This is a genomic window from Actinomyces sp. HMT 175 (assembly GCF_016694895.1).
GTDB lineage: Bacteria > Actinomycetota > Actinomycetes > Actinomycetales > Actinomycetaceae > Actinomyces > Actinomyces oris.
The window spans coordinates 150,945-173,532 of sequence record NZ_CP068012.1 but is presented as its reverse complement, the minus strand read 5'-3'; the positions used below and the strand labels follow the sequence as shown (position 1 = coordinate 173,532).

General features: G+C 69.3%; 16 protein-coding genes. 7 read left to right on the top strand and 9 right to left on the bottom strand.

What is annotated here, in order from left to right; all coding sequences use genetic code 11:
* The first annotated feature begins 202 nt into the window (after positions 1-202).
* Entirely contained in the window at positions 203-1,198 is a 996-nt protein-coding gene (locus JJJ14_RS00705) for an alpha/beta hydrolase (protein ID WP_201444410.1), read from the top strand.
* Positions 1,199-1,236: 38 nt separating this feature from the next.
* On the opposite strand, the gene JJJ14_RS00700 is transcribed toward JJJ14_RS00705, so the two are convergent.
* Complete coding sequence (locus JJJ14_RS00700; RefSeq protein WP_201445031.1) at positions 1,237-1,794, bottom strand: low molecular weight protein-tyrosine-phosphatase; 558 nt, start codon at positions 1,792-1,794, stop codon at positions 1,237-1,239.
* 502 nt (positions 1,795-2,296) lie between these two features.
* Positions 2,297-3,241 (bottom strand): prephenate dehydratase, encoded by a 945-nt coding sequence (gene pheA, locus JJJ14_RS00695; protein WP_201444409.1) that lies wholly within the window; start codon positions 3,239-3,241, stop codon positions 2,297-2,299.
* Positions 3,242-3,454: 213 nt separating this feature from the next.
* Here pheA and JJJ14_RS00690 point away from each other — a divergent pair, with 213 nt between their 5' ends.
* Together JJJ14_RS00690 and JJJ14_RS00685 are read left to right on the top strand one after the other, a co-directional pair.
* Positions 3,455-4,375: a fructosamine kinase family protein gene (locus JJJ14_RS00690; RefSeq protein WP_201444408.1), complete on the top strand. Its 921-nt coding sequence runs from the start codon at positions 3,455-3,457 to the stop codon at positions 4,373-4,375.
* Between the two features lie 26 nt (positions 4,376-4,401).
* On the top strand, positions 4,402-6,927 hold the full coding sequence (locus JJJ14_RS00685) for a hypothetical protein (RefSeq protein ID WP_236592862.1): 2,526 nt from the start codon (positions 4,402-4,404) through the stop codon (positions 6,925-6,927).
* Here the strand turns inward: JJJ14_RS00685 and JJJ14_RS00680 are convergent.
* Positions 6,924-7,805 (bottom strand): glycosyltransferase family 2 protein, encoded by an 882-nt coding sequence (locus JJJ14_RS00680; RefSeq protein WP_201444407.1) that lies wholly within the window; start codon positions 7,803-7,805, stop codon positions 6,924-6,926. The two genes, JJJ14_RS00685 and JJJ14_RS00680, sit on opposite strands and share 4 nt — an antisense overlap.
* 501 nt (positions 7,806-8,306) lie before the next feature.
* Positions 8,307-10,331: a DUF885 domain-containing protein gene (locus JJJ14_RS00675; protein ID WP_201444406.1), complete on the bottom strand. Its 2,025-nt coding sequence runs from the start codon at positions 10,329-10,331 to the stop codon at positions 8,307-8,309.
* 1,143 nt (positions 10,332-11,474) lie between these two features.
* Here JJJ14_RS00675 and JJJ14_RS00670 point away from each other — a divergent pair.
* The 3 genes from JJJ14_RS00670 to JJJ14_RS00660 all read left to right on the top strand — a co-directional run bounded on the left by JJJ14_RS00670 (position 11,475) and on the right by JJJ14_RS00660 (position 13,956).
* Entirely contained in the window at positions 11,475-12,086 is a 612-nt protein-coding gene (locus JJJ14_RS00670; RefSeq protein WP_201444405.1) for an NAD(P)H-dependent oxidoreductase, read from the top strand.
* A 3-nt stretch (positions 12,087-12,089) separates the two neighbouring features.
* Positions 12,090-12,836, top strand: a complete 747-nt coding sequence (locus JJJ14_RS00665) for a DNA alkylation repair protein (protein ID WP_201444404.1) — start codon at positions 12,090-12,092, stop codon at positions 12,834-12,836.
* Between the two features lie 262 nt (positions 12,837-13,098).
* Positions 13,099-13,956, top strand: coding sequence for a DUF817 domain-containing protein (locus tag JJJ14_RS00660; RefSeq protein ID WP_201444403.1), 858 nt, complete (start codon positions 13,099-13,101; stop codon positions 13,954-13,956).
* A gap of 450 nt (positions 13,957-14,406) precedes the next feature.
* On the opposite strand, the gene JJJ14_RS00655 is transcribed toward JJJ14_RS00660, so the two are convergent.
* On the bottom strand, positions 14,407-15,297 hold the full coding sequence (locus JJJ14_RS00655; protein ID WP_201444402.1) for a DUF5926 family protein: 891 nt from the start codon (positions 15,295-15,297) through the stop codon (positions 14,407-14,409).
* A 305-nt stretch (positions 15,298-15,602) separates the two neighbouring features.
* Between JJJ14_RS00655 and JJJ14_RS00650 the strand changes: the two genes are divergently transcribed.
* Complete coding sequence (locus JJJ14_RS00650; RefSeq protein WP_236592861.1) at positions 15,603-16,847, top strand: serine/arginine repetitive matrix protein 1; 1,245 nt, start codon at positions 15,603-15,605, stop codon at positions 16,845-16,847.
* Positions 16,848-16,855: 8 nt separating this feature from the next.
* Here the strand turns inward: JJJ14_RS00650 and JJJ14_RS00645 are convergent, their stop codons facing one another.
* The 4 genes from JJJ14_RS00645 to JJJ14_RS00630 all read right to left on the bottom strand — a co-directional run bounded on the left by JJJ14_RS00645 (position 16,856) and on the right by JJJ14_RS00630 (position 22,513).
* The gene (locus tag JJJ14_RS00645) at positions 16,856-18,154 is read right to left on the bottom strand and encodes a DUF5129 domain-containing protein (RefSeq protein ID WP_201444400.1); all 1,299 of its coding nucleotides are present in this window, start codon (positions 18,152-18,154) and stop codon (positions 16,856-16,858) included.
* Positions 18,133-19,791 (bottom strand): DUF5129 domain-containing protein, encoded by a 1,659-nt coding sequence (locus JJJ14_RS00640; RefSeq protein ID WP_201444399.1) that lies wholly within the window; start codon positions 19,789-19,791, stop codon positions 18,133-18,135. Before JJJ14_RS00640 ends, JJJ14_RS00645 begins: the two co-directional genes overlap by 22 nt.
* On the bottom strand, positions 19,788-20,768 hold the full coding sequence (locus tag JJJ14_RS00635; protein WP_201444398.1) for a DUF5129 domain-containing protein: 981 nt from the start codon (positions 20,766-20,768) through the stop codon (positions 19,788-19,790). The genes JJJ14_RS00640 and JJJ14_RS00635 overlap by 4 nt, the downstream gene beginning before the upstream one ends.
* A 149-nt stretch (positions 20,769-20,917) precedes the next feature.
* Complete coding sequence (locus JJJ14_RS00630) at positions 20,918-22,513, bottom strand: DUF5129 domain-containing protein (RefSeq protein WP_201444397.1); 1,596 nt, start codon at positions 22,511-22,513, stop codon at positions 20,918-20,920.
* Positions 22,514-22,588 lie beyond the last annotated feature (75 nt).

Sequence of the window (22,588 nt, the reverse complement as noted above, 5' to 3'; positions counted from 1 at the left end):
CCCGCTTTCAGCCCGGGCCGTTCGGGCCCCACTGGCCGGCCCGCGCTCGCTCCTCACCCGCGCCCCACCCGGCCATCACCCACCGCTCAGCCCGGACCTCAGTCCACCCGCCACCGGCGCTCCCGCAACATCCTGACTATTCCCAGGTCACGTGTCGGCGCCGCTACTCGCGCCGCACAGGGCAACGTGTTTGGATCTGCTCATGAGTGCGACCTTGGAGCCGACCGCCCCCGACATCCTGGGAGAGCCGTGGGTGGCCCGCCGTATCCCGGTGACCGAGTCACCCACGAAGGCGCCCGGCGCCGACCACGCCGTGCTCGTCTTCCAGCGTGAGGCGGCCGGCCGGGCCAGCCGGCCCCGGCACTCGCGCGCGGTCCTCTACCTGCACGGCCGCAGCGACTACTTCTTCCAGACCCACCTGGCCCAGGCCTACCTCGACGCCGGCTTCGAGTTCTACGCGCTGGACCTGCGGGCCTGCGGGCGGGCCGGTGTCGGACACCCCTCCCCGCACGACGTGCGCGACCTGCGCGTCCATGACGAGGAGATCGCCGAGGCCCTGCGCATCATCCGCTCCGAGCACGGGCACGACGTCGTCGTCCTCAACGGGCACTCGACCGGCGGGCTGCAGGCGGTCATCTGGGCGGCCGACCACCCCGGGACCGTGGATGCGCTTGTCCTCAACTCCCCGTGGTTGGACCTGCGCGGCTCGGCGCTGGTGCGCTCCTACGGCTCGGCCTTCGTGGACCTCCTCTCGCGGCGGGACCCCGAGCGCGTCATCGGCGAGCCGGGCAGCGGCGATGAGGACAACTACGTGGCGGCCCTGCACCGGCGCTGGCGCGGCGAGTGGGACTGGGACCTGGCGCTCAAGCCGGCGCCGTCCTTCCCGGTGCGGGCCGGGTTCCTGGCGGGGATCCGGCGTCTACAGCGCGAGGTCCACCACGGGCTGGGGATCCGGGTGCCGATCCTCGTGTGCTGCTCAACGGCCAGTGGCGGCGTCAAGGCGAGCCTGGAGGAGGCGCAGCGCTCCGACGTCGTCCTCGACGTGGAGCAGATCATCGACCGCTCCCAGTACCTGGGCGACGACGTGACCGTCCGCCAGATCCCCGAGGGCGTCCACGACCTGGCCCTGTCCGGGCCACTGGCGCGCGCCGAGTACCTTCAGGCCATCATGCGCTGGCTGGACAACCGCCTGCACTGAGCGCCTGCGCTGAGTCGCTGAGCCTCAGTCGCGGCGCCCTAGTCGCGGAGCGCGGTGAGCTGCTCGGCGAGCTCGTCGCTGACCCGTTCGACGACCTCGAGGGTGTCGAGGAAGTCGGCCATGGTGCCGTACCAGGGGTCGGGCACGTTGAGGACGCTGCGGGAGGACCCGCCTGCGGCGACCGCCTCGACCTGCTGGGTGGAGGCCGGGTCGAGCTCGCGGTACATGCGGATGCGGTCGGGCTCGGCCCCCAGGCTTGCGGCGCGGCGCTGGAGGACGTTCCAGTGGGAGTCGGTCATGGCCAGCAGGAGGTCGGCCTCGGTGATCTCGGCGTCAGTGACGCGGTGGGCGGTGTGGGAGGCGATGGCGATGCCCGTGGCGCGCGAGACGTCGTCGGCGCCGACGCCGTAGCCGGCCTCGGTCAGGACGCGGCGGGCCCGGGAGTCGATGGGGTTGCCACGTTCCTCGTCGGAGACGCCGGCGGAGGTGACGGTCACGCCGCCCGGCCCGGAGTCGGAGATGCCGGCGGCGGCGAGGCGGTCGCGCAGGACGATCTCGGCCATGGCGGAGCGGCAGATGTTGCCGGTGCACACCATGACGACCCGGTAGGGGCCGACGCCGCGGCGGCCGGGCAGCACGGCGAGCGCAGTGGAGGTGGCGGAAGAGGCGGAGGCAGGGGCGGTCGTCTCGGTGCTGGCGTCGGAGGAGCTCACATCCCGAGCCTTGCGCACGCCGAGCTCGCCTGTCCACTGACCTGTCCACTGATGCAGCCTCCCGGCACCGAGGACGTGCGCTCGCCGACGGGGCCATCCCACGCGTCCGGGGACTTTTGCTCGCGGCCGGGGACACCCTGCGCGTGCGGGGACCGGATTCCTGTCCCCGACGGCGTCGAATGCCCCCGCCCGGAAGGACACGCACCCGGCCGCGCAGAATGTCCCCGCAGGCACAAGATGAAGCGTGCGCGCGGTCGTAGGGTAGGTCGCGCAGTCGCGCCTTCAACCCTCGACAGCGCGGCATAAGGCTCGACCGCGACGGCGAGGCCTGCGTGCCGGTGTTGTACAGGCGGGCTGCGCGGCCGGGCGGCTGCTCGGACCCCGGTTACAGCGCGCGGCCCTCGAGGACGTCGGCGACCCAGGAGCGGGCCACGACGAAGTCCTTGTCGCTGGTGCCGGCCAGGACCGCCGTCGGGCGGGCGTCCAGCCGCGGGTAGGAGCCCAGGAACCGCACCACCGGGCAGGTGCGGTGCAGCCCGATGAGGGCGGCCTGGACCCGCTCCTCGCGCACGTGCCCCTCGACGTCGATGGAGAAGCGGTAGCGCCCCAGGGAGTCGCCCACGGGCCGGGACTCGATGCGCGAGAGGTTGACGCCGCGGGCGCTGAATTGCTCGAGCATGTCCAGCAGGGCGCCGGAGCGGTCGTGCGGGAGGTGGACGAGCAGGGTGGTCTTGTCGGCGCCGGTGGGCTCGCCCACGCGGCCGGGCCGGGTCACCTTGACGAAGCGGGTGACGGCGTCGGGGTTGTCCGCCACGCCCCCGGCGATGACCTCCAACCCGTATTGCTTGGCGGCCAGCGGGTTGCACAGGACTGCCTGGAAGCCAGTGTCCCCCTCGGTGGTGGCCAGCGCGCGGGCGGGCGCCGAGGTGGAGGTCCCGGCGACGTACACGGCCTCGGGGAGGTTCTGGTGGACCCAGCCGCGGCACTGGGCCCAGGCGTGCGGGTGGGTGGAGATGGCGCGCACGTCCTCCAGGCGGGTGCCGGGGCGGCCGGCCAGGACGAAGGTGATCGGCACGGCCATCTCGGCGGCGATGACCAGGGGCGTGGAGGCCACGAGGTTGTCCAGCGTGGCGTTGACCCCGCCCTCGACGGAGTTCTCAATGGGCACGACGGCGGCCTCCACTGTGCGCTCGCGCAGGTGGTCCAGGGCGGTGGGCACGTCCGGGCAGGGGTCGAGCTCGACGTCGACGGGGGCGACCTGGCGCAGCGCCATCTCGGTGAAGGTGCCGGCCGGCCCGAGGAAGGACCAGAGCGGAGCGGGAGCAGTCATGGGCACAGGGTAGCCAGTCCGGGCGGTCGGGCCGGTGGCGGTTTGCTCCGTGGAACGCAGGGGCTCTCACCGGCGGGTCCGGTCCCGCCGCTTGGCCTGGTCCGGAGGGAACAGCCCAGGTCCGGCCAGAGCCGGCCTCCCACAGACTCCCCCGCCACCGTCGTAGGACCCCGCGCCCTCCCGCGGCGGCGGCTGGCCTGGCAGGCTGGGGCCATGAGTGTCTTCCGCAAGCACGACGACGGCCCGGTCTCCACCGCCCTGGAGGCGCAGGGCCTGACCTGGCTCGCCGAGGCGATGGCCGACGGCGGGGCGCACGTGGTGCCGGTGACCAGCGGCCCGGGCTGGCTGGAGGAGCCACGCCTGACGACGACCGGCGTGACGCCGGCCGGGGCGGAGGCCTTCGGTCGGGCACTGGCCGTCACCCACGCCGCGGGCGCCCCGGCCTTCGGGGCGGCGCCTCCCGGCTGGGACGGCCGGGCGCAGATGGGCCGCTCGGACATCCGGCTGCGGCCGCACGCCGTCGAGGAGGGCGAGCCGCGCCGCTGGGGCGAGTTCTACGCCGAGGACCGGATCCTGCCCTACCTGCAGCCCAGTCGGGACAACGGCTCGATCAGCGCCGGCGGGGCCCGAGTCGTCGAGCGGCTGTGCGAGCGTCTGCGCGACGGCGACTTCGACACCGACCAGCCGGCCCTCGTGCGCGCCAGCGCCCGCGAGCGCGGCGCGCGGGTCGCGGTGGCCCGCACGCACGGGGACCTGTGGTGCGGCAATGTCCTGTGGACCCCAGCAGATGAGGCCGCCCAGTGGGCGCTGCCGCGGGCCGGGCTCGGGCCGCAGGAGCCTGACCCCGGGCAGACACCCGTGGGCGGGCCAGCCGGCGGGCCGACGGTGGTCGGCGTACTCATTGACCCGATGGCGCAGGGCGCGCACGCCGAGACCGACCTGGCGGCCCTGGGCGTGTTCGGGCAGCGCTACCTGGATCGCATCTACGCGGCCTACCACGAGGTCTCGCCGCTGGCGGAGGGCTGGCGCGAGCGGGTGGGCCTGCACTCCTGGCACATCCTCATGATTCACGCCTTCCTCTTCGGCGGGGGCTATGGCGGGGAGGCAGTCGCCGTGGCCCGCCAGTACCTGTGAGCGGCCCGGCCCCGTAGGCTGGTCGGGTGAGACCTCGACGACGTCAACAGCGCCTGGTGCGCGGGGTCGTGTACGTCCTCGTGCTGCTGGTGGTCATCGGCATGATCCTGGCGGTGGTGGGTCCGGCCCTCGCCACCGCGGCCCCGACGGCGCCGGAATCCGAGGCAGCACCGGCGTCCCAGCAGGCCTCCCAGCCGGCCTCCGATGCCGCCTCGTCTTCGCGCTCGTCTTCGCGACCGGCGCCGGTGGTCGTCCTGGCGACGAACAATCTCACCTGGGCGGACCTGCAAGCACAGGCCTCCCGCGAGGGCGCCGGTCAGGACTCCGATTCTTCCGGCGTCGGCCCGGCGGCCGACCGCCTGTTGGCCTTCGCCGGGCGGGGCGAGCCGATGAACCTGTCCGTGCGCACTCCGGCTGACCGCACCTGCCCGGCCGACGCCTGGCTCACCCTGGGCCGGGGCAGGCGCGCGAGCGCCGTCGAGGCGTCCGCTTCCTGCGCCGGCCCCACCGCCGCGATCCCCCACAGCACCCCCCTGGTCGGGGCGCTCGGGCAGGACGTCTCGATCCAGACCGTCGGCCCCGGCACACAGCTGGCCACAGGAGCACCGGGGAGCTCACCGGGCAGGCCAGCCCCCGGGGCGCCGTCGGTGGCCGATGCCCTGACCGCCGACGCGGACCTCACCTTCATCGACACCGCGAGCGCCGCCTCCACCGACGCCGAGCGGATCGCCGCCCTCGACGAGGCCCTGCGCACCGTCCAGGAGCAGTCGCGTCCCGGCACTCGCATCCTCGTCGCCTCCCTGGCCGACGCCGAGGCCCCCGGCCCCCAACTGGCGGTCCTGCCCGCGGGCACGAGGAGCGCGCGCGGCACCTCCGGGGGTCTTGTCGTCGGCGACTCCACGCACCAGGCGGGCCTGGTCCAGCTGACTGACCTCACCCCGACTCTCGTCTCCGCCCTGGCCGGCCGCCGCGACCCGGCCTTCGACGGCCACGCGCTCACGCTGCCCGAGACCGGTCGCGCGGGCGTGGCAACGACCGACACAAGCACCGCCACCGGGGGAGCCCGTATCTCGGGGCTCGCCGACGATGCCCTGCACGCCCGCGCCTCCCAGGCCACGGTCATGCGGGCCGGCGCCCTGCTCATGGGCCTGGCCGTGGCGCTCCTGGTCTGGGCGGCCGTCGCGCTGCGCGCCCCGAAGGCGAGCCGGCGCGAGGTTCTCCGCCGCCGGGTCACGTGGGTGGCCGTCTACCTCGGCGGCCTGCCGACGGCGTTGCTGCTGGTCAATGCCGCCCCGTGGTGGCGCGTGGGGGCCCGGGCCGGTTCTCCCTCGGGGTGGGCCTCACTCGTCGCCGTGGTCGCGGCCGCGCTGATCGCGGCCGGGATCGTGGGACTGGCCGCCGGGATCGTGGGACTGGCCGCCGGGATCGTGGGACTGGCCGCCGGGATCGTGGCGCTGGTACGGCGGCGCAAGCGGCCCCGCTCCGCCACCTCACCGAGTCCGTCACCCTCAGCGGTTGGTGCCGCAGCCACCCCCGAGCCGACCGGTTCCGCTGGCGCCCCCTCCGCCCAAGGAGAGGCCACGGCCGATCCGCCGCCGGGCGAGGCCGACGGCCCCGAGCCCGCCTTGCCGTCTCCACCCCGCAACGGAGCGAGCCTGACGGCGCTGCTGGTTGCGGCGGCGATCCCGCTGGCCTGGCTGGTCGACGCCGCCGCGGGCGCGCCCCTGGCCTTCAACAACCCGCTGGGCATGAACGCGGTGGTGGCGGGCCGTTTCTACGGGGTGTCGAATACGGCTTTCGCGCTGGTGGCCGGCGCGCTCATCGTCGTCATCGCCGGCGTCTGGGAGGTTCTGGGCGGCGGCCGGCGGAGCGCGCTGCTGGTGACGGCCCTGCTGGGCGGGGCGGCGCTGCTCGTCGATGGGGCCCCTCAGCTGGGCGCGGACGTGGGCGGCGCCCTGACTCTGGTGCCGACGCTGGCCTTCCTCGCTGCGGGCCTGGCGGGTCTGCACCTGAGCTGGCGGCGCTGGTTGGCCATCGGGGCCGCAACGGTCCTGGTGGTGGGCGGCTTCGCCGTCGTCGACCTCCTCCGGCCCGGTGGGCCCACGCACCTGGGGCGCTTCGCCCGTCAGGTGGCCGACGGCTCGGCCGCCGGCGTGCTGGGGCGCAAGGCCTACGCGCTGGTCGGCCCCTTCGTCACGAAGCCGGTCATGGCGGCAGCCCTGGCCTGCGCCGTGGTCATCGTGGTCGCGGCCCTGTGGTGGGGGCGCCGGCAGGTACGGGCCTGGCGCTCCGGCACGAGCCCCTACGCCTGGCTCGCCCCCGCCGCCCACGGGGACATTCCACGCGTGGGGGGACGGGAATCCGGTTCCCCAACGCGTGGAATATCCCCCTCCGCGCGATGGGTGACGACGGCGCTGAAGTCCCTGGGTGTACTGACGCTCGTGGCCGTCCTGGTCAACGACTCCGGTGTCACGATGGCCGGCTTCATCCTGGCGTCCGCCGCCCCCGCCCTGCTGGCGCTGACGCTGGCCGGCAGTGAGTCGGCGCGCTAGCTCTCGGCCGTCTCCGAGGCGGCCTGCGAGCCCTCACCGTGATGCGGCTTCTCCGCGACCTCGACGTCGTCGTCGGCCTTGGGGGGCTGCGGCACGGCACGGTAGGCGAAGAAGTGGTCCTGCTCGGCGGCCGCCCTCTCGAAGGAGGCGCGCGGTACGCGGTGGCGGCGCAGCTTGCGCCGGGTCACGGCCCGCAGGACGTCCTTGTACTGGGAGGCGCGGTGCATCGTGCCGGCCCGGTCGTTACCAGTGACGCGGTGGGTGATGTCACAGGGGACCTCGATGACGGCGAGCCCGGCCACGAGGACGTCGATGGTCAGGCCGACCTCCACCCCCCAGCCGTCGGCCAGAGGCACCGCCTTCTCATAGGCCTCACGGCTCAGGCATCGCTGACCGGACAGCGGCGCCACGGGCAGCCACCCAGTGGACAGCGAGATGGCCCGCCTGGCGGCGCGCACGACCCGGCCGCGGCCGCCTGCCCCGGACTGCTTGGGAGGAACCGCGATGGACATGTCGGCCACGCCGTCGACGACCGGAGGCACCAGCTCGGCGCAGGAGGCGGCCGAGTCCCCCAGGTCGGCATCGATGAACAGCAGCAGCCGGGCGGGACCGTCGGAGTAGTCGCGCATGGCGACGACGGAGGCCCCGGTCTCCATGGCGGAGGCCTTCCCGCGTGAGACGGAGTGGCGGACTGTCACGGCCCCGGCGGCGCGGGCGTGGTCCTGGGTTCCGTCGGTCGAGCCGTCGTCGACGACGATGACGAGGTCCACTCGCGGGATGGAGCGGCAGGCCCGGACAGTGGTGGCGATGCGCTCAGCCTCATCCTTGGCAGGGATGACCACGGCAACGCGCTGGTCGGGCCGCTTGGTGGAACTCACTCCCCCAGGGTATCCAGACTCCCGGCCTCCAGCCGATACCTGAGCGCCTCGTTATCGCACGCCTTTTTTGTGAGGCCCGTCAAGTTCTGCGATCTCATGCCATGCGGCGTGGAATCCTCGGGATTCGCGCGCAGCACAGGCACACCCACCGACCCCCGCGCACGTCGCGCCGACCGCTGCGACACGCCGATGCACCACGAGGAGAGCACCCCTCGCCACTTTCAGACTTTCCTGGGTGATCTTGTGTCAAACCTTCAGCATGGGACCACGGTCCCCGGAGAAACTGAGAAATCTTGCAGCAATGAATCAGGATTCCTCATTCGGGAGCTAGAGTCACGTATTTCGGCATGTCACACCCGGTTCTCGTGGCACAGTGGAGACAAGGAGCCCGTCAACGGAGCCGGGTTCCGCCGGCGCATTTCGCGTCCTTCCGTGTGCCGGGGCGACTCCCCTGCCGCCCCGGCACGCCTTGGTCCTCCAGCCCTGCATCCTTCATGCAGGTCAGTGCAAGGCGCTTGCGAGCAGATCGAGCCCCACGCTGCCCAGGTCGATGCCCCGGTTGTGGAAGGCGCGCAGATCCAGCTCGCCGCCCTCGGTGCGGGCCTGCGCCTGGGCACTGCGCCGACCGGCCTGCCAGACCCGTTCCCCCACCGCGTAGGCCAGCGGCTGGGCCGGCCACCCCAGGTGCCGGGAGACCTCGAAGCGCAGGCGCCCCTCGGAGATCACGGTGTGGTGGCGTAGCACGGCGGTGACGGTCGCCCGGTTCCACTCGTGGCAGGCCCCCGGGAGGGCGGCGACGTCGTCGGGCACGGGGAGCCGGGAGTGGACGCCCAGGTCCACGAGGACCCGGGCCAGGCGCCACCGGCGTGCCGCCAGGCGGCCGAAGCGGTCCTCGGGCGTGGGCATGAGCCCGAGCTCGTCGGCGAGGGACTCGGCGTACAGGCCCCAGCCCTCGTCGCAGCCGGGCACGGAGCCCAGGTAGCGCTGCCAGGCGGTCAGGCGCGTACTGGTGGCATGCGCGCCGACGTGGACGTGGTGGCCCGGAACCGACTCGTGCAGGACGGTGGTCCGCTCCATCCACGGCCACACCAGCTGCTCGCCGTCGGCCAGGGAACGCATGATGACGCCGGGCCGGCGCTCCCCGCCGGTTCCGCGCGGCTCCTCGTAGTGGACGGCGCCGTCGCCGGGCTCCCCGAGGCGCACCCGGGGGCGCCCCAGGCCGTCGGGCGGGTCGAGGATCCGGCCGACGACGGCGTCCCAGGCCTCGTCGGCCACTTCCTGCGCCCAGATCGTGTAGTCCTGCGCGCGCACGGCGCGGGTCGGGTCGGCGCGCAGGTGCCGGTTGAGGCTGCCGGCATCGGCGCCAGGCCCCAGGATGTCGACGGCGATGGCGTCCTGCTCGGCGATGACCCGCCCCAGCTCCTCGGTGGCCCAGGCGTAGGTCTCCTCGGGGTCCACCCGGGTGCCCAGGACGCGGCGCATCCACAGGGCGTGGCGCTGCGGGCCGACCCCCTCAGCCTGGGGCGCCCGCGGCGAGAGCGTCGTACGCAGGTGGGAGGCGAAGTCCAGCGCGGCGCGGCGGGCGACGATGTCCGCCTCCTGGAGCTGGACGTGCAGGGTGGCCGGCAGGTCCTCGGGCAGCCCCAGGGTCCGACGTCGGGCCAGGTCGCGCGCCTGCCCGGCGACGACGTCGACCTGACTGAGCGGGGCAATCGCACCGGCCTCGGCGGAGGCGGCCAGGGAGGCGGCCAGCCCCTCCAGTGCGGCGGGCAGCGCCTCCAGGCGGGTGCGGTGCAGGTTCCAGGCGTCCTCCCACTTGGCCTCGGCCTCAGCGAGATCCGCCTCCTCGGAGCCGGCACGGTCGGGGGCCTCGGGGGGCCGGTGCAGCTGGCGGGCGATCTGCTGGAACGGAGAGGAGAGGAAGCCGAGGTTTCCGCCCTCCTCCCCGGCGGAGATGAACTGGATGGAGGTCTCCAGACGCTCCAGGAGGTGGCGGCGCAGGAGCTCGTCGGAGCCGGTCGAGCGGTCGACGGCGGCCACGCGGTGGCGCAGGGAGCGCTCGGCACTGAGACGCTCGACCAGCCCCGCGGGCGAGTAGTCGGGCAGGATGGTTCCGCCGGGCAGACCGGTACGGGCGGCCGCCTCGGGGTCGTGTGCGCACAGAAGCAAGGCGTACTCGTCGGCAAGGTCGCGCAGGACGACGCCGGCCGCCGCGGTCTCGGAAGGCGAATGGACCGAGGAGCGGGTGGCGGACTGGGCGGAGGTGTGGGCGGCGGGCGCCGCGGAGGCGGCTGCCTCGACCTCACGCACGCTCAAGGGGACGCCGGCCGTGCGGACGGCCCGCCAGGTTCCTGAGCTCGGGTGCTGCGGATGAACCGGCGGCCGCTCGGGCGGCCCGGTGCTCACCGGGCTGGTGGCGGGGGCGGGTGCGACGTCCGCCGTGTCGGCGGGGGCGCCCTGCGGGTGGGAGTCGGCCGCAGAGGCAGCGGGTCCGGTTGGAGAGTGCTTCGAGGAGTGATCGGTCATAACAAGCAGGCCTTTCGCTTCACTCGCCGCATGGCGGGCGGGCCCGGCGGCGACATTGCCGTCTCACCAGGGCGCCAGGAAGCGGAACAAAGGTCCATAGGCGTCGCAGATCTGACGGCGAAGAAGATTGGATGAATTGGTGGGCGCCCCGCTCTGTTCGAGGGCGGTGGGCGCGGGCGGGAACTGGTACTGGTACTGGTGCTGATGCTGGTCCAGCCCCGGGGCACGTGACTCAACGATGAGCCCGGGCCGGGACCTCGGTAGCGGGCGAGGGAGCGGGACTCCCTGCCCCCTCCTGCCGGTGCGGAGGCCCGAGAGGGACTGGCCGGCGATCAGCAGGGGCTACCGGATAGCGGTCGAGGGGCATCGATGGCGGCCGGCCGATGAGCAGGAGCCCAGCAGGCTGACACGCATAGCCGTCAACCGCGGCGTGGAGCCGCAAACAGTACCGGTCATCAGTGCTCCTCTCATCCTGGACGGGCCGGGACGCCCCGGCGCGGGGCGCTCGTCGTGCCGTTGTTGTGCTGTGATGGTTGTGACACGATTGAAGGACGCTGTGGCGGCGGTGTCAAGGATCTGCGGCCGCGGTTCACCCATACCGATATTCGCGCAGGTCAGAGGTATCTTGACGATCGTCATGCATCGCTGCGCTGCCGCCATTGGGAGCGCTCACAGGCGAGTGCCGCGCCGTCGTCAGTCCGTACCCTCCGGCCCGGACCGACCGCATGGTGGTCACTCGTCATTGACAGCACGTGCCAGGTGTGCGCAACACGGCCCCTCCCCATCCACCCCGCCACGCCTGCCCGCCGCTTCCCGGACCGCCGCCAATGCTGAGGGGGACATTCCGCGCGGCCAGGTGCGTGTCCTTCCGGGCGGGGGCATTCGACGCCGTCGGGGACAGCAAACCCGTCCCCCAACGCGCAACACGTCCCCAGCCGGAAGAAAGTGTCCCCGCACGCGCAGGATGTCCCCACATGCCAGCGAGCTCTCGGAGACACGGCGTACGTTGGTCGTACCCAATGCCGCGCGCCTTCCGCTGAGTCGGTGGCACCGGTGCCCGCGGATGGCGACCGACAGCACCACCGCCGACACCACCTTCGTCCGCGCAGCCTTGCGCACCATCGTCACGATTGGAGACAGCTGATGACCGCTAAAACGACCCTCAAGAACACGGGCGACCGCACTCTCATCATCTACGCCCACCCCTACGACGGCTCCTTCAACCATGCCGTGCTCGAGACTGCTACCTCCGCCCTGGACAAGGCGGGCCGCCCCTACGACGTCGTCGACCTCTACGCCGACGGCTTCGACCCGCGCATGCCCACCGAAGAACTGGCCCTGTTCACGGAGGGCGGCACGCTGGACCCGCTGGTGAGCCACTACCAGAAGCTCATCGAAGGGGCCTCGCGCATCGTCATCATCGCACCGATCTGGTGGAGCGAGGTGCCCTCCATCGTCAAGGGCTTCGTCGACAAGGTCATGAAACAGAACTGGGCCTACCACCCGACTGCCTCCGGGGTGAAGGGGCACCTCACCCACATCCAGCAGGTGCTGGTGCTCACCACCTCAACCGCCCCGACCTGGTTCCTGCGCCGGTTCTGCGGCAACTACGTCGGCTCGGTGTTCCTGGGCGCCGTCCTCAAGCAGCTGGGCATGGGCGGGCGGAGCTGGGTCAACTTCGGCAAGGTCGGCAAGACCGGCCGACGCCAGCACAAGAAGCACCTCAAGCGCGTGGCCCGGCTCGTGGTGAAGTGACGCATGAGCCCCGGTGTGACCGCGGCGCGCCAAGCCGAGCTGAACTCGGGACGAGACGAGTCCCGAACCCTGGCGGAGATCCTGGCCATCACCCATTCCGCACTTCTGACGCAGGTCGTGCCGGAGGCGCCCGAGGGGCTGGTGGAGGCGGCCAAGCACGCCGACTCGCTCGGCATCCTGGCCCGTATGCAGACCATGGGCGAAGCGCTGTATACGCACCTGGGTCACTCCGCCTGCCTGGATCTCGCTGACCACCCGGCCGACACCGTCCGGGGCTGGGCGGTCTTCGCCCTGGTCTCCCAGGAGAAGGACGCCGACGTCGACACGCTGTTGGCCCTGGTGCGACCGGCCGCGGACGACCCGCACTTCGGAGTGCGCGAGTGGGCATGGATGGCGGTGCGACCGCACCTGGTGTCCCAGCTCGACGAGGCGATCCGCGCGCTGCGGCCATGGACCTCGGAACCCTCGGAGCGCATTCGGCGCTTCGCCAGCGAGTCGCTGCGTCCGCGGGGCGTGTGGGCGCGGCACATTCCCGCGCTCAAGAAGGAGCCCGAGCGGGGCCTTCCGCTGCTCGAGCCGCTGCGTGCCGACTCCTCCCGCTATGTGCAGGACTCTGTGGCGAACTGGATCAACGACGCCGCCAAGACCCAGCCCGCCTGGGCCAGGGAGCTCTGCGAGCGCTGGCAAGAGGAGTCGCCCACCCCCGCCACCGAACGGATCATCAAGCGAGCACTGCGCTCGATCCGGTGATGGTGTCGGCCGGCTGGTGGCCGAACCCGGACGGGCTGTCCTCTCAGTAGTCACGTGCCCCTCGACGGGGGCATTCCACGCGGCCGGGTGCGTGTCCTTCCGGACGGGGGCATTCGACGCCGTCGGGGACAGCAAACCCGTCCCCGAACGCGCGAGATGCCCCCGGCCGGAAGAAAGTGTCCCCACACGCGCAGGATGTCCCCGGCCGTGAGGGAATGTCCCCATCAGCGGGGCAACGTCACGGCGCTGGCATACTTCGGTCGTGCCCGATACCGCTCGCCTCCCCCTGAGTCGGTGGCGCCTGCTCCCCCGCCGCCTGGTCCAGTTCGCCCTCCTGGAGCTGGCCTGCTGCGCCTTCGCCATCGCCATCTTCGTCGGACTCGCGGCCAGTGCCCTGATCTGGAAGTACACGAATCCGCCGATCGCCCGTTACGACGCCCTGCTGATCTACGTCGTCGTCGTTCAGATCGCCTTCGTGGCCCTCAAGCAGGAGACCTGGCGCGAGCTCGGCGTCATCTGCGCCTTCCACCTCATCGGGCTGGCGCTGGAGGTGTTCAAGGTCCACACCGGCTCCTGGGCCTATCCGGACGCGGGAGTGGTACGCGTCGGCGGGGTGCCGGTCTTCTCCGGATTCATGTACGCCTCCGTCGGCTCCTACATCTGTCAGGCCTTCAGGCGCCTCGACCTGCACGTGGGCGGTTTTCGGTGGTGGCCGGTGAGTCTGCTGGCCGTGGCTGCCTACCTCAACTTCTTCACCCATCACGTCATCGTCGACCTGCGCTGGGTGATCGCGGCCGGTTTCCTCATCGCCCTGTGGGGAAGCGCCGTCCACTTCACTGTCGGCGGTGACCGCTACTGGATGCCGACGACGGTGGCCTTCATCCTCATCGGGGGCTTCCTCTGGCTGGCGGAGAACCTGGCCACGGCGCTGAGCGCCTGGCGCTACCCCAACCAGGCCGACGGCTGGCACCTGGTGCATGCCGGCAAGTTCGGCAGCTGGGCGCTGCTCATCTCGCTGAGCTTCGTGCTCGTGGCCGCCATCAAGGCCAAGGAGGGCACCCTCTACGGACGCGGCCTGCCGCGCGTGACGCGCCGGCGCCTGCACATCGCCGAGACCTGAGCCGCGCGCTGCGGCCCCGGGTTCACCGTCCACCCATTCGACCTGTACGTCTTCACGTAGGGCTGCGCACTGCGCACGCAGGCCCACCACCACGTCCTCGTCACGTCGCCAGCGAGCACCGGCCTACCGCGATCTCTCGACCGACAGGCCCACCACCTGACCCCACCACCGACACTGACGGGGGCATTCCGCGCGGCCGGGTGCGTGTCCTTCCGGACGGGGGCATTCGACGCCGTCGGGGACCGGATTCCCGTCCCCCAACGCGCAAGATGCCCCCGGCCGGAAGAAAGTGTCCCCGGGCGCGCGAGATGCCCCCGTCAGCGAGGGGCCGGTCAGACCAGCAGGAGGAGTCGCCCGCCCCAGCCAGCACCGATCCGGGCATTCTTCGCAGTACCCGGCAGAAATTCCGGAGGGCGACGCGACGAATGCCCGGCTCGACAAGAAAAAGAGTCAGAGATTGACCTGGCGGGAGATGATGCCGGCCTTGGCGCGGCGGACCTCGGGGCTCAGGGGGCTGGTGTCGGCCAGTGCTGCCTCCAGGCGCTTGCCCATGGCCTGCAGCGGCTTGGTGAGCTCCTCGGCCTCCGTGCCGGCGACGAGCTCCCACACCGGGATGGCCAGGCCGTTGGCCCGGAAGGCGCCGACAAAGCGCGCCCCCTCCTCCAGGTCGGACTCGCGCGCGGCGTAGATGCGGGCGAAGGCGTTGAAGAACTCGTCCTCATCCTCCCCACGCGCCCAGCGCACGAACTCCTTGGCGCCCAGTCGGCACCAGTAGGCGTGCTCGACGCCGGGAACGGGCCGGGTCGGGGCGATCTCCTCCTTGGCGCGCTCGATGGCCTCCTCGATGACCTGGCGTGCCTGCTCGTTCTCGCCGGCCGCCTGCGGGTCGATCCAGAAGTCGAAGGTCTCGCGCACGGAGACGACCGGCGGCTCAGTGGTGTCGAGGATGTCCTGGAGGCGCGGGCCGGGCTCGGGCAGGCCGTCGGTACGCAGGGCCTGGCCCTCCGGCAGCTCGAGGGTGGCCAGGACGGCGGCGGCGACGTCGCGGGAGGCGTCCCCAGAATGCATGGAGGTCTGCATGGCCACGAGGACCTCGCCGTCGGAGCGCTTAAGCCCCTGGACGAACTCGGGAAGGAGCGTGACGAGCTGGACCTGCTTGCCCCCGTACTCCTTGGTCAGGCGCACGGTGGCCGTGGCGGCCGGGATGATCTGAGCCATCGCCACGAGGTCCTCCTCGGCCGGCAGACCGGCGAAGGGACGGGCGACGAACTCGATGCTCTGCTTGCGGGGCTTGGCCGACGCGGGGGCTGGACGGCGCCCGTGGCGCTTCTTCTTCGACATGCCCGTCAGCCTACCGGCCACGCGGCGCCCCACCCAGGCCGACGGCGAGCCGTCACCGGCCCATGACGCGCCTCACGGCAGTTCTCCCCACCGGTTCCCCCGACGTCACAGGGAGAACAGTCCCGCCGCCGCATGGAGTGGGGAATGCTAGTCCCATGCGATTCAGTGCGGTGGGCCTTCGGCACCTGGGGATCCGTGTTGCTCGAATGGCCTGGAGCAGCCGGCTGCTCCAGACTGCACTCGTGCTCGTCGTCATCAGCGTCTTCCTCACGCTCGCACAAGCGTGGGCTCAGCAGCGACCAGTCATGGCGTCCTCACTCACTCAACCGGAGGCGCCGGCGTACTCAACCTGGCAGGCCTCGGCCGAGACGAATGAGACGACGTCATGCGACACCTCCACCGGCACGAGCCCCGCACCGGGAACCCAGTGGAGTGAGGCCTGGCGCTTCGACAGCGGAACCGACCCATCCGCGACTCTGAGCTCCCCCGTGATCCACCGATGCGGGAACTACCTCGTTGTGGAGTCCCGCGGAGAGAAGGGCGCTCTACGCGGTTACCTCCTTGACAAGACAGGCCCAAGGATACTGTGGGAGCTGCCGGACAAGAACATCCACGTATGGGGATCTCCATGGTGGGGCGGGCACTTGGTTCTCAATCACGAGATTCTCGATCCGGCCACCGGGCGCACAGAAGCCGCCCCGTGGTCCTCAGACGACTGGCCGTACGTCATCTCCCCTCATCTCATCATCACCTGCGACACCTACAGCAGCACCAACCGGTGCAGCGCCTGGGACTGGAGCGGCGGGCGGCCCACTCGGCGCTGGGAGCGCAGGTACGACGCCCAAACCACCCCTCTGCCGTCACGAATCGCAGGAGATGACGCCACTGGAAGCATCCTGGTGTCGGCCGTCTCGGTTAACAACAACTATGCGGCACGGACTGGTCTCATGAACCTCGCTGACGGGAGCGTCCGCACCGACTGGGCGGGCGAGGATCTGGGGAGGGAATCGACATACATCCCCGCGCACGACGGGTGGATCCACATCCCCCGGGACTCCGAGACCGCTGAGGCCTACTCCCTTCAAGGAGAGCCGAGGGGGACATTCCCCCTCTCCGGGAGCAATGCGGCGCTGCTCCTGTCGGAATCGGGAACCCCCACCGTGGAGCAGTTCCAGCGGGCCTACGAATCGGGGGACCTCTCCTGGGCCACGTACACCGTCGAGTGCGCCTCCCCCAGCGCCTGCACCTTCAACGGCACCCCCGTGACGCTGCCCCTCGAGAAGGGCCTCGACCGGACTCCGGGGCGAGGCACGCTGCAGCTCGGCTGGCATCTCACCAGCGACCGACACATCCTGGCGGCCCCGTTCGCATTCCACCGCCAGTGGAGCCAGGCGACAAACGATGAAACATCCCTCGTCATCGACACCCGCACGTCGCGGGTCATCGCCCCTCCGGGGAGATTGGCGCATATTCAGGCCAATCTCACCGACTCGCACCTGATGATCGGCATCCACGGGACCGAGATCGTCGGCTACATGCCCACCGCGTGACGGTCCGCCTACACCCGCACCGCGGTTGCCGTCGACGTCGCGGCAGCGGCATTGGCGACCGCATCACGACGTCGTGCCACCGCCGTTTCCACGGCGGCCACGAGGCGAGAGATCCGATCCAGCTCAGCCAGCGCGGCAGCCGGAGAAATCTCGCCTTGATCCAGGCTGTTGGTCAGCTCTCCCAGCCTCCGATTCTGGTGGCCGACCCAGTTCTGGACAGCCTCGACCTGGAGCCCGGACCGGCGGCGGCTTGCGGATCGCACCATCCGGGTGACTGATCTCAGGCGCTCAAGAACCGGTTCCTGCAGCTTGCCCCAGACCTGCTCCCAGGTCGGGGACATCGTCAGCATGGACACGGTGTCCACGATGACATCGTCGCCGTCATCAAGGGCTGCGGAGCGCCGCTCGAGCTCCAGGGCCTCGTGTTGAACGCTCTTGCTGAACCAGTCGATGCCTCGAGGTTCACCGAATCTGTTCCAGGCGCGTGCGACGTCGTCATACTCGGCCTCGAAGCGCTGGTAGCGCTGTGCGAGCTGATGTGACTCCGGTGAACCGGGCTCGAGCGTTCCCACGCGTAGGGCGGTTGAGTCGTAGTCGTAGGTCACCTGTGCGTAAGAGCGGGCGGCTGCTCTTGCTCGACGACGGGCACTGAGCCCTCTCCGACAGTAGATGACGAGCCTGACCACTCCTGCCGCGCACAGCACCCCTGCACCGACAACGCCGATGCCCGAGACCGTCATACCGTAGGGACCCAGGTAGGTCTCGGCTTGACGTCCCATCGCCACGACACCGCCGTTCCAGTCCTGAGCGGCGAAACGTGACGCCGCCGCGTCCTGGATGGCGACCTGCTCGGATCGCTCCAGTGACACGTCTGCGCCGGGGTAGAAGGCCATCTGGTGCGCGTGAGGGGCCACCGCAATGACAACCACTCCTTCTTTCCAGCGACCTCCGCCCGAGGCTCGAAAGTCCTGCCGGTAGTCGAAGATGTTCTCGGCGTAGTTCGCGGTAGCCGCATCCAGGTTGTTGATACCCCACCCCGTCAGCGATACGACTTCAAAACGAATGTCTTGCCGGAATCTCAGACTCTGCAGATCACGCTGAAGAGCCCGGGAGTCGAAGATGCCGGCTTCGTCGCGAACATTGACGGTGGGGGCATGGCCTTGCCGGAACGGACCGAGAATCGCGAGTGGAAGCGCAGAGATCATCAGCGCACATAGCGCAATATTTGCAACAAACGTGATGACATCGGAGGTGTTGCGCCGCTGACGCTCCGGAACAGTTCTCCCTAAGACCATCGTATTGCCCACTTCCGCTTCTTGCTGGGTTCACGCTTCCACCAGGGATCCCTAAATAGCAGGGCATACCGGTAGGCGTTGTACACATCCATCACTGGGATACTCACGGACAGTGCACCCACGCCCTCAGTCGTTACCGCGACCTCATCAACCGCGGGCGACCTCGTGAGCATACGCACAGTGCTTGACATTCGCGACACTCCTCCCCACCGGTCAGCGGACTTCAGCCCCTCGACGTCAGGAGCATCTTGCCCGTCACGCCCGATTTGAGCACCACCCAGCATCATGGAGATCTTCGAGCGCGGGCTGCTGCTCCACGAATTCATGTACTTCTTGTACCGGCGACGACACCTCCTCCTCTCACCCCTCGACATTCCGGCAAACACCCCATCGACAAAGCGTTCCGCGACCTGCCTCAGTTCCGAAACCACGCGACCCAGAACATCGAGCCCCTCCGCAGGCCTTATCTGACCTTGAGACAGCCTGCCTTCAAGGCCGTCGACCATCGAACGCAGGGAGGCCACCTGCTGCATTGCACTCGTGAGCTTTGAGTCATACGCGCGCCCGCCTGATGCGCCGAACCGCTTGACTGCCTGCATATCTGCGAACACCGCATCGCACTCGTTCTGCCACGCGTCTCGCCAGAACTCGGTCAGAGACAACAGTCGGGCACAGTTGATGACCGCCTGCTGAACGGCATCCAATTGCATTGAGTAGGCTTTGACATAGGCTGCTTTATTCCCCACTCTCAGTCCGTACCACTGAAGTCCTACAGGAGTCCCCAACGCACTCCATGATCGCTCAAGTCGACGATAGTGCTTCTGAAGCACCATATACCTGGCAAGAACCTGAACCCCGTACGGCTCGTCAACAGGAATGAGCGACATGAACGCACTCATATCGGCACGCCGGCCAACGAGCCGCTCGTAGGCCTGCCGAGCCTCCTCAATGCCCGAGCGCGCTATTCTTCCTCTCGTCAGATAGTATCGAAACCAGAGGTTGGCAGCAGCCATGAAGATCAAGAACAGTGCGGTGACCCTGAACATCCTGGTAAAACCCAGGTGCCAGCCGATATAGGAGGAGGCAGTTCTCACGGCAGTGACCACGAGCGCATCCTCGTCACGGTCACTCTGGGTCAAATACTTTTGAATCGAGTACCACACCGCACTTTGGCCGTCCGAGTCAATCTCCAGATTCGGCCCGTAAAAGAAGTTCCTCCCCTGTCCTGCCAGCACATCATCATAGTCAGTATGTGGCGCTTGAGCGACGATCATCACGTTATCGGCCCAGCGCCCTGAGTCCTCCCACGAGATCCATGGGACATCCGTGGGGTGGGTGCGAGCGTAGTTCCGCACTTCCTCCTGAAGGCTTTCAACTTTAGAATTGGGGAGGTTCACGACCACCACATGGGTCGCCTGCCGGAAGGTGAGCTTCTCAAGCTCCGACTTGACCTGGTCCCGATGAAGAATTCCGGCCTCATCATGGATCTCCACTGTCGGGTGAAATTGTTTCGCAGGATAGAAGGGGGATTGTCCGCCGTTGATAATGAATGGCGCGACCACAAGTGCTACACCAATAAGGAGATTACCTACATACCCGAGGATCGCTCGTAACCCACCGAGCTCAGAGACTGTTGGCGGCTTCTTCACAGAGCAGCACCCCCAGGATTCTGGATCGTGTCCACCCGAGTCGCGGCGCCGGTATTCACAGCGGCGTCGAGCTCGATCAAACTGGCCGTCCTCTCAGCGAGACGAGCGGCCTGAGCACGAATACCGCGACCGAACCATTGAGCACCGCGCGGCTCCCCGAAGTCCTTCCATGCTCGACTGACGGTGTCATACTCGTCCTGGAATCGTCGGTAGTCGGAACCAACATCCCGACTCTGGCGGGACCCCTCCGGCAGGGTTCCCGCCTGCAGCTCGGTGAGATCATAGTCGTAGACGACCTGCATCATCTTCTTGTGGGCAGCCCTGCCAAGGCGCCGGGCCGTGACGCCCCGCCATATGTAGAAGGCGAGCCATCCGCTTCCCGCCATGAAGGCGAGGACCGCTCCGGCCACCCGCATCATCGCGCTGTTCCCACTGTCTGAACCGATGTATGTCGCCAGCTGCTGCCCCATCGCCACGGCTCCGCCATCCCAGTCGTTCTGGGCGTAGTGGCTTCCCGCGGCGTTCTCGATCGCCTCCCGCTTGTCGGCAGACAGCTGCAAGTCCTTCGCCGCATAACAACGCACCCACCGCGACTCGGGCGCCACGACGAAGAGGATCGTTCCATTCACCGGACTATCGACTCCGGTTCCCTGGAACCAGGGGGAGCCCTGCGTACTGTCGCCAGCGTACTTGACGGTCTCCTCGTCAATGTTGCCGATACCGGCCCCGGGGACCGAGAGCACAACGATACGAACCTCACGATCGTAGTGCTGCGCCTCCAGACCGCGGCGAAGAGTCTGCTCGTGATAGATGCCGGCCTCATCGCGGACGACCACATCGGGACGATGCCCAGATGCGGAGGGGTAGAGGAGCACCGCCGGCAGAAGCAGGATCGCGATCAACGCTCCGGCAATATTCATCACGAACATTGCGACCGCTCGAAGACCTCCAAGGCGGATGATCGCAGATTGCTTCATGTGACATTCCTTGTTAATAACCGAGCCAACCTCGAACGACGTACCACCTCCGCTCTCGGCAGGTTGAGGTTAGCAGCATCAATCGACCGCTCTAGACCAAATGTATTCAGTTCGTCGTTGCGGACCAGTGGACCGGCGCAAAACCCGGCTCAGAAGCTCGAGGAGGAGCCCGCCCCGGAGAATCCGCCGCCACCCCCGGAGAAGCCACCCCCTCCCGAGGATCCGCCGCCCGGGGTGAAGGTTGACGCCGCGCTGTAGCCCATCACCAGGGACGAGACCGGGACGAAGGAACGGAAGGCCGCATTGTCGAAGCCAGTGAGGCCGGCGATCGCCGGCGACGCCGAGTTGACGCGGATCGTGGCATGGGGGTCGTACCTGCCGTAGCCGCCGCCCAGGGACCAGGCGCCGCTGTAGGCGGCGTACCGACCGGAGCCGCGGTAGCTGTTGAAACGGCGACGGCGCTCATCGGCGTACCGCGAGGTATCGACGTCGATGGCGTAGCGGGCCAGGCCGTCGGCCTCCCCATGGGTGGCGTCGGCGATCCGGTCGAGCTCGTCGAGGGCCTGAGACGGCTGGAGCCTGCCCGCCGAGAGGTCCATGGTCATGTGGTAGAGGCGCTCATGAAACCAGCGAACCTTCTCCCGCGTACCCATCGTGTTGACCGGCAGCCTGCCGGAGGAGTCGATCTTGTGGCACAAGGTGAGGAGCGCCTGGAGGTCCTCCAGGGCCGGCCCCTGCTCGTTGTACCAGGCCTGCTCCCAGCCACGGTCCTGGTTGAGGAAGGTTGCGGTGTTGGCGACGACGTCGTCAAGCGTGTCCAGCGCGGCCGATCGTCTTCGCAAGTCGGTCGCCCTGCGGAGCATGGAGAGACCGAACCACTGGGTGCCTCGGGGGCTGCCGAAGTCTTGCCATGACCGGGTCAGGTTCTCGTACTCGTCGCGGAACCAGCGGTAGCGGGCCATGACCTGCGCCCCGTGGGGCTCCTCAGTGGGGATTCGCTGGGCGTGCCGTTCAGTGGCCCTGTAGTCGTGAGCGACCTGCGTGTAGTGGCGCAGCGCCTCACCGGCCCGACGGCGGGCCATGAGTCCTCGCCACAGGTAGACACCGATACCGGCGGCACCGATCCCGGCGACCGGGAAGGACACCTGCAGGAGGAAGGCTCTCAGGTCGCTGCGAGGCTTACCGACGTACTTCGTGGACTTCTTCCCCATGGAGACCAGACCCCCGTCCCAGTCCTTCTCCCGGAACTGGGACTTAGCGGCTTCCTGGATGGCGTCCTCCTGGCTGCTCATCACCTTGACGTCCTCACCGAAGTAGCAGCCCACCTTGCGCGAGTCGGGGGCGACCGCCAGGATCACCAGGCCGTCACTCCAGTACTTGGGGTTCGACGTCGAGACCCACGGAACATCAGTGTCGCTCGCATGCGAACGGGCATACTCCAGCACAGCGTCGTCGAGGTTGGAGACGTCCTCACCCGGCACTGTCAGGACAGCCAGGTGGACCTGCTTGCGGAACTCAAGGTTCTTGAGCTTGTCGCTCAGTGCTGCGCTGTCAAGCACGCCGGCCTCGTCCTGGACCTCGATCGTGGGCCGGTAGGTGGCCACCGCCTCCTTCTTCGATGGCCAGAGCCATACGATCAGCGGCGAGAGGACCATGGTCAGGCCCAGGACCATGATGGCGGTGAAGGCCACCACTGAACGGGTTCCGCCCGAGCGTGTGGCGGGGTTCTGCCCCAGCTGCTCCATCCGAGCCCCACTTCCCTCCTGAATCCCTACTGACCGAACGTTTTCAGTGCCGATCCTAGCGGGGGCCGGGCGGCC

What these genes read in the sequence shown, in the direction of transcription:
- JJJ14_RS00705 (WP_201444410.1), top strand. Translation starts at nt 203, where the DNA reads ATGAGTGCGACCTTGGAGCCGACCGCCCCCGACATCCTGGGAGAGCCG.
- JJJ14_RS00700 (WP_201445031.1), bottom strand. Translation starts at nt 1,794, where the DNA reads ATGGTGTGCACCGGCAACATCTGCCGCTCCGCCATGGCCGAGATCGTC.
- pheA (WP_201444409.1), bottom strand. Translation starts at nt 3,241, where the DNA reads ATGACTGCTCCCGCTCCGCTCTGGTCCTTCCTCGGGCCGGCCGGCACC.
- JJJ14_RS00690 (WP_201444408.1), top strand. Translation starts at nt 3,455, where the DNA reads ATGAGTGTCTTCCGCAAGCACGACGACGGCCCGGTCTCCACCGCCCTG.
- JJJ14_RS00675 (WP_201444406.1), bottom strand. Translation starts at nt 10,331, where the DNA reads ATGACCGATCACTCCTCGAAGCACTCTCCAACCGGACCCGCTGCCTCT.
- JJJ14_RS00670 (WP_201444405.1), top strand. Translation starts at nt 11,475, where the DNA reads ATGACCGCTAAAACGACCCTCAAGAACACGGGCGACCGCACTCTCATC.
- JJJ14_RS00665 (WP_201444404.1), top strand. Translation starts at nt 12,090, where the DNA reads ATGAGCCCCGGTGTGACCGCGGCGCGCCAAGCCGAGCTGAACTCGGGA.
- JJJ14_RS00655 (WP_201444402.1), bottom strand. Translation starts at nt 15,297, where the DNA reads ATGTCGAAGAAGAAGCGCCACGGGCGCCGTCCAGCCCCCGCGTCGGCC.
- JJJ14_RS00650 (WP_236592861.1), top strand. Translation starts at nt 15,603, where the DNA reads ATGGCGTCCTCACTCACTCAACCGGAGGCGCCGGCGTACTCAACCTGG.
- JJJ14_RS00635 (WP_201444398.1), bottom strand. Translation starts at nt 20,768, where the DNA reads ATGAAGCAATCTGCGATCATCCGCCTTGGAGGTCTTCGAGCGGTCGCA.
- JJJ14_RS00630 (WP_201444397.1), bottom strand. Translation starts at nt 22,513, where the DNA reads ATGGAGCAGCTGGGGCAGAACCCCGCCACACGCTCGGGCGGAACCCGT.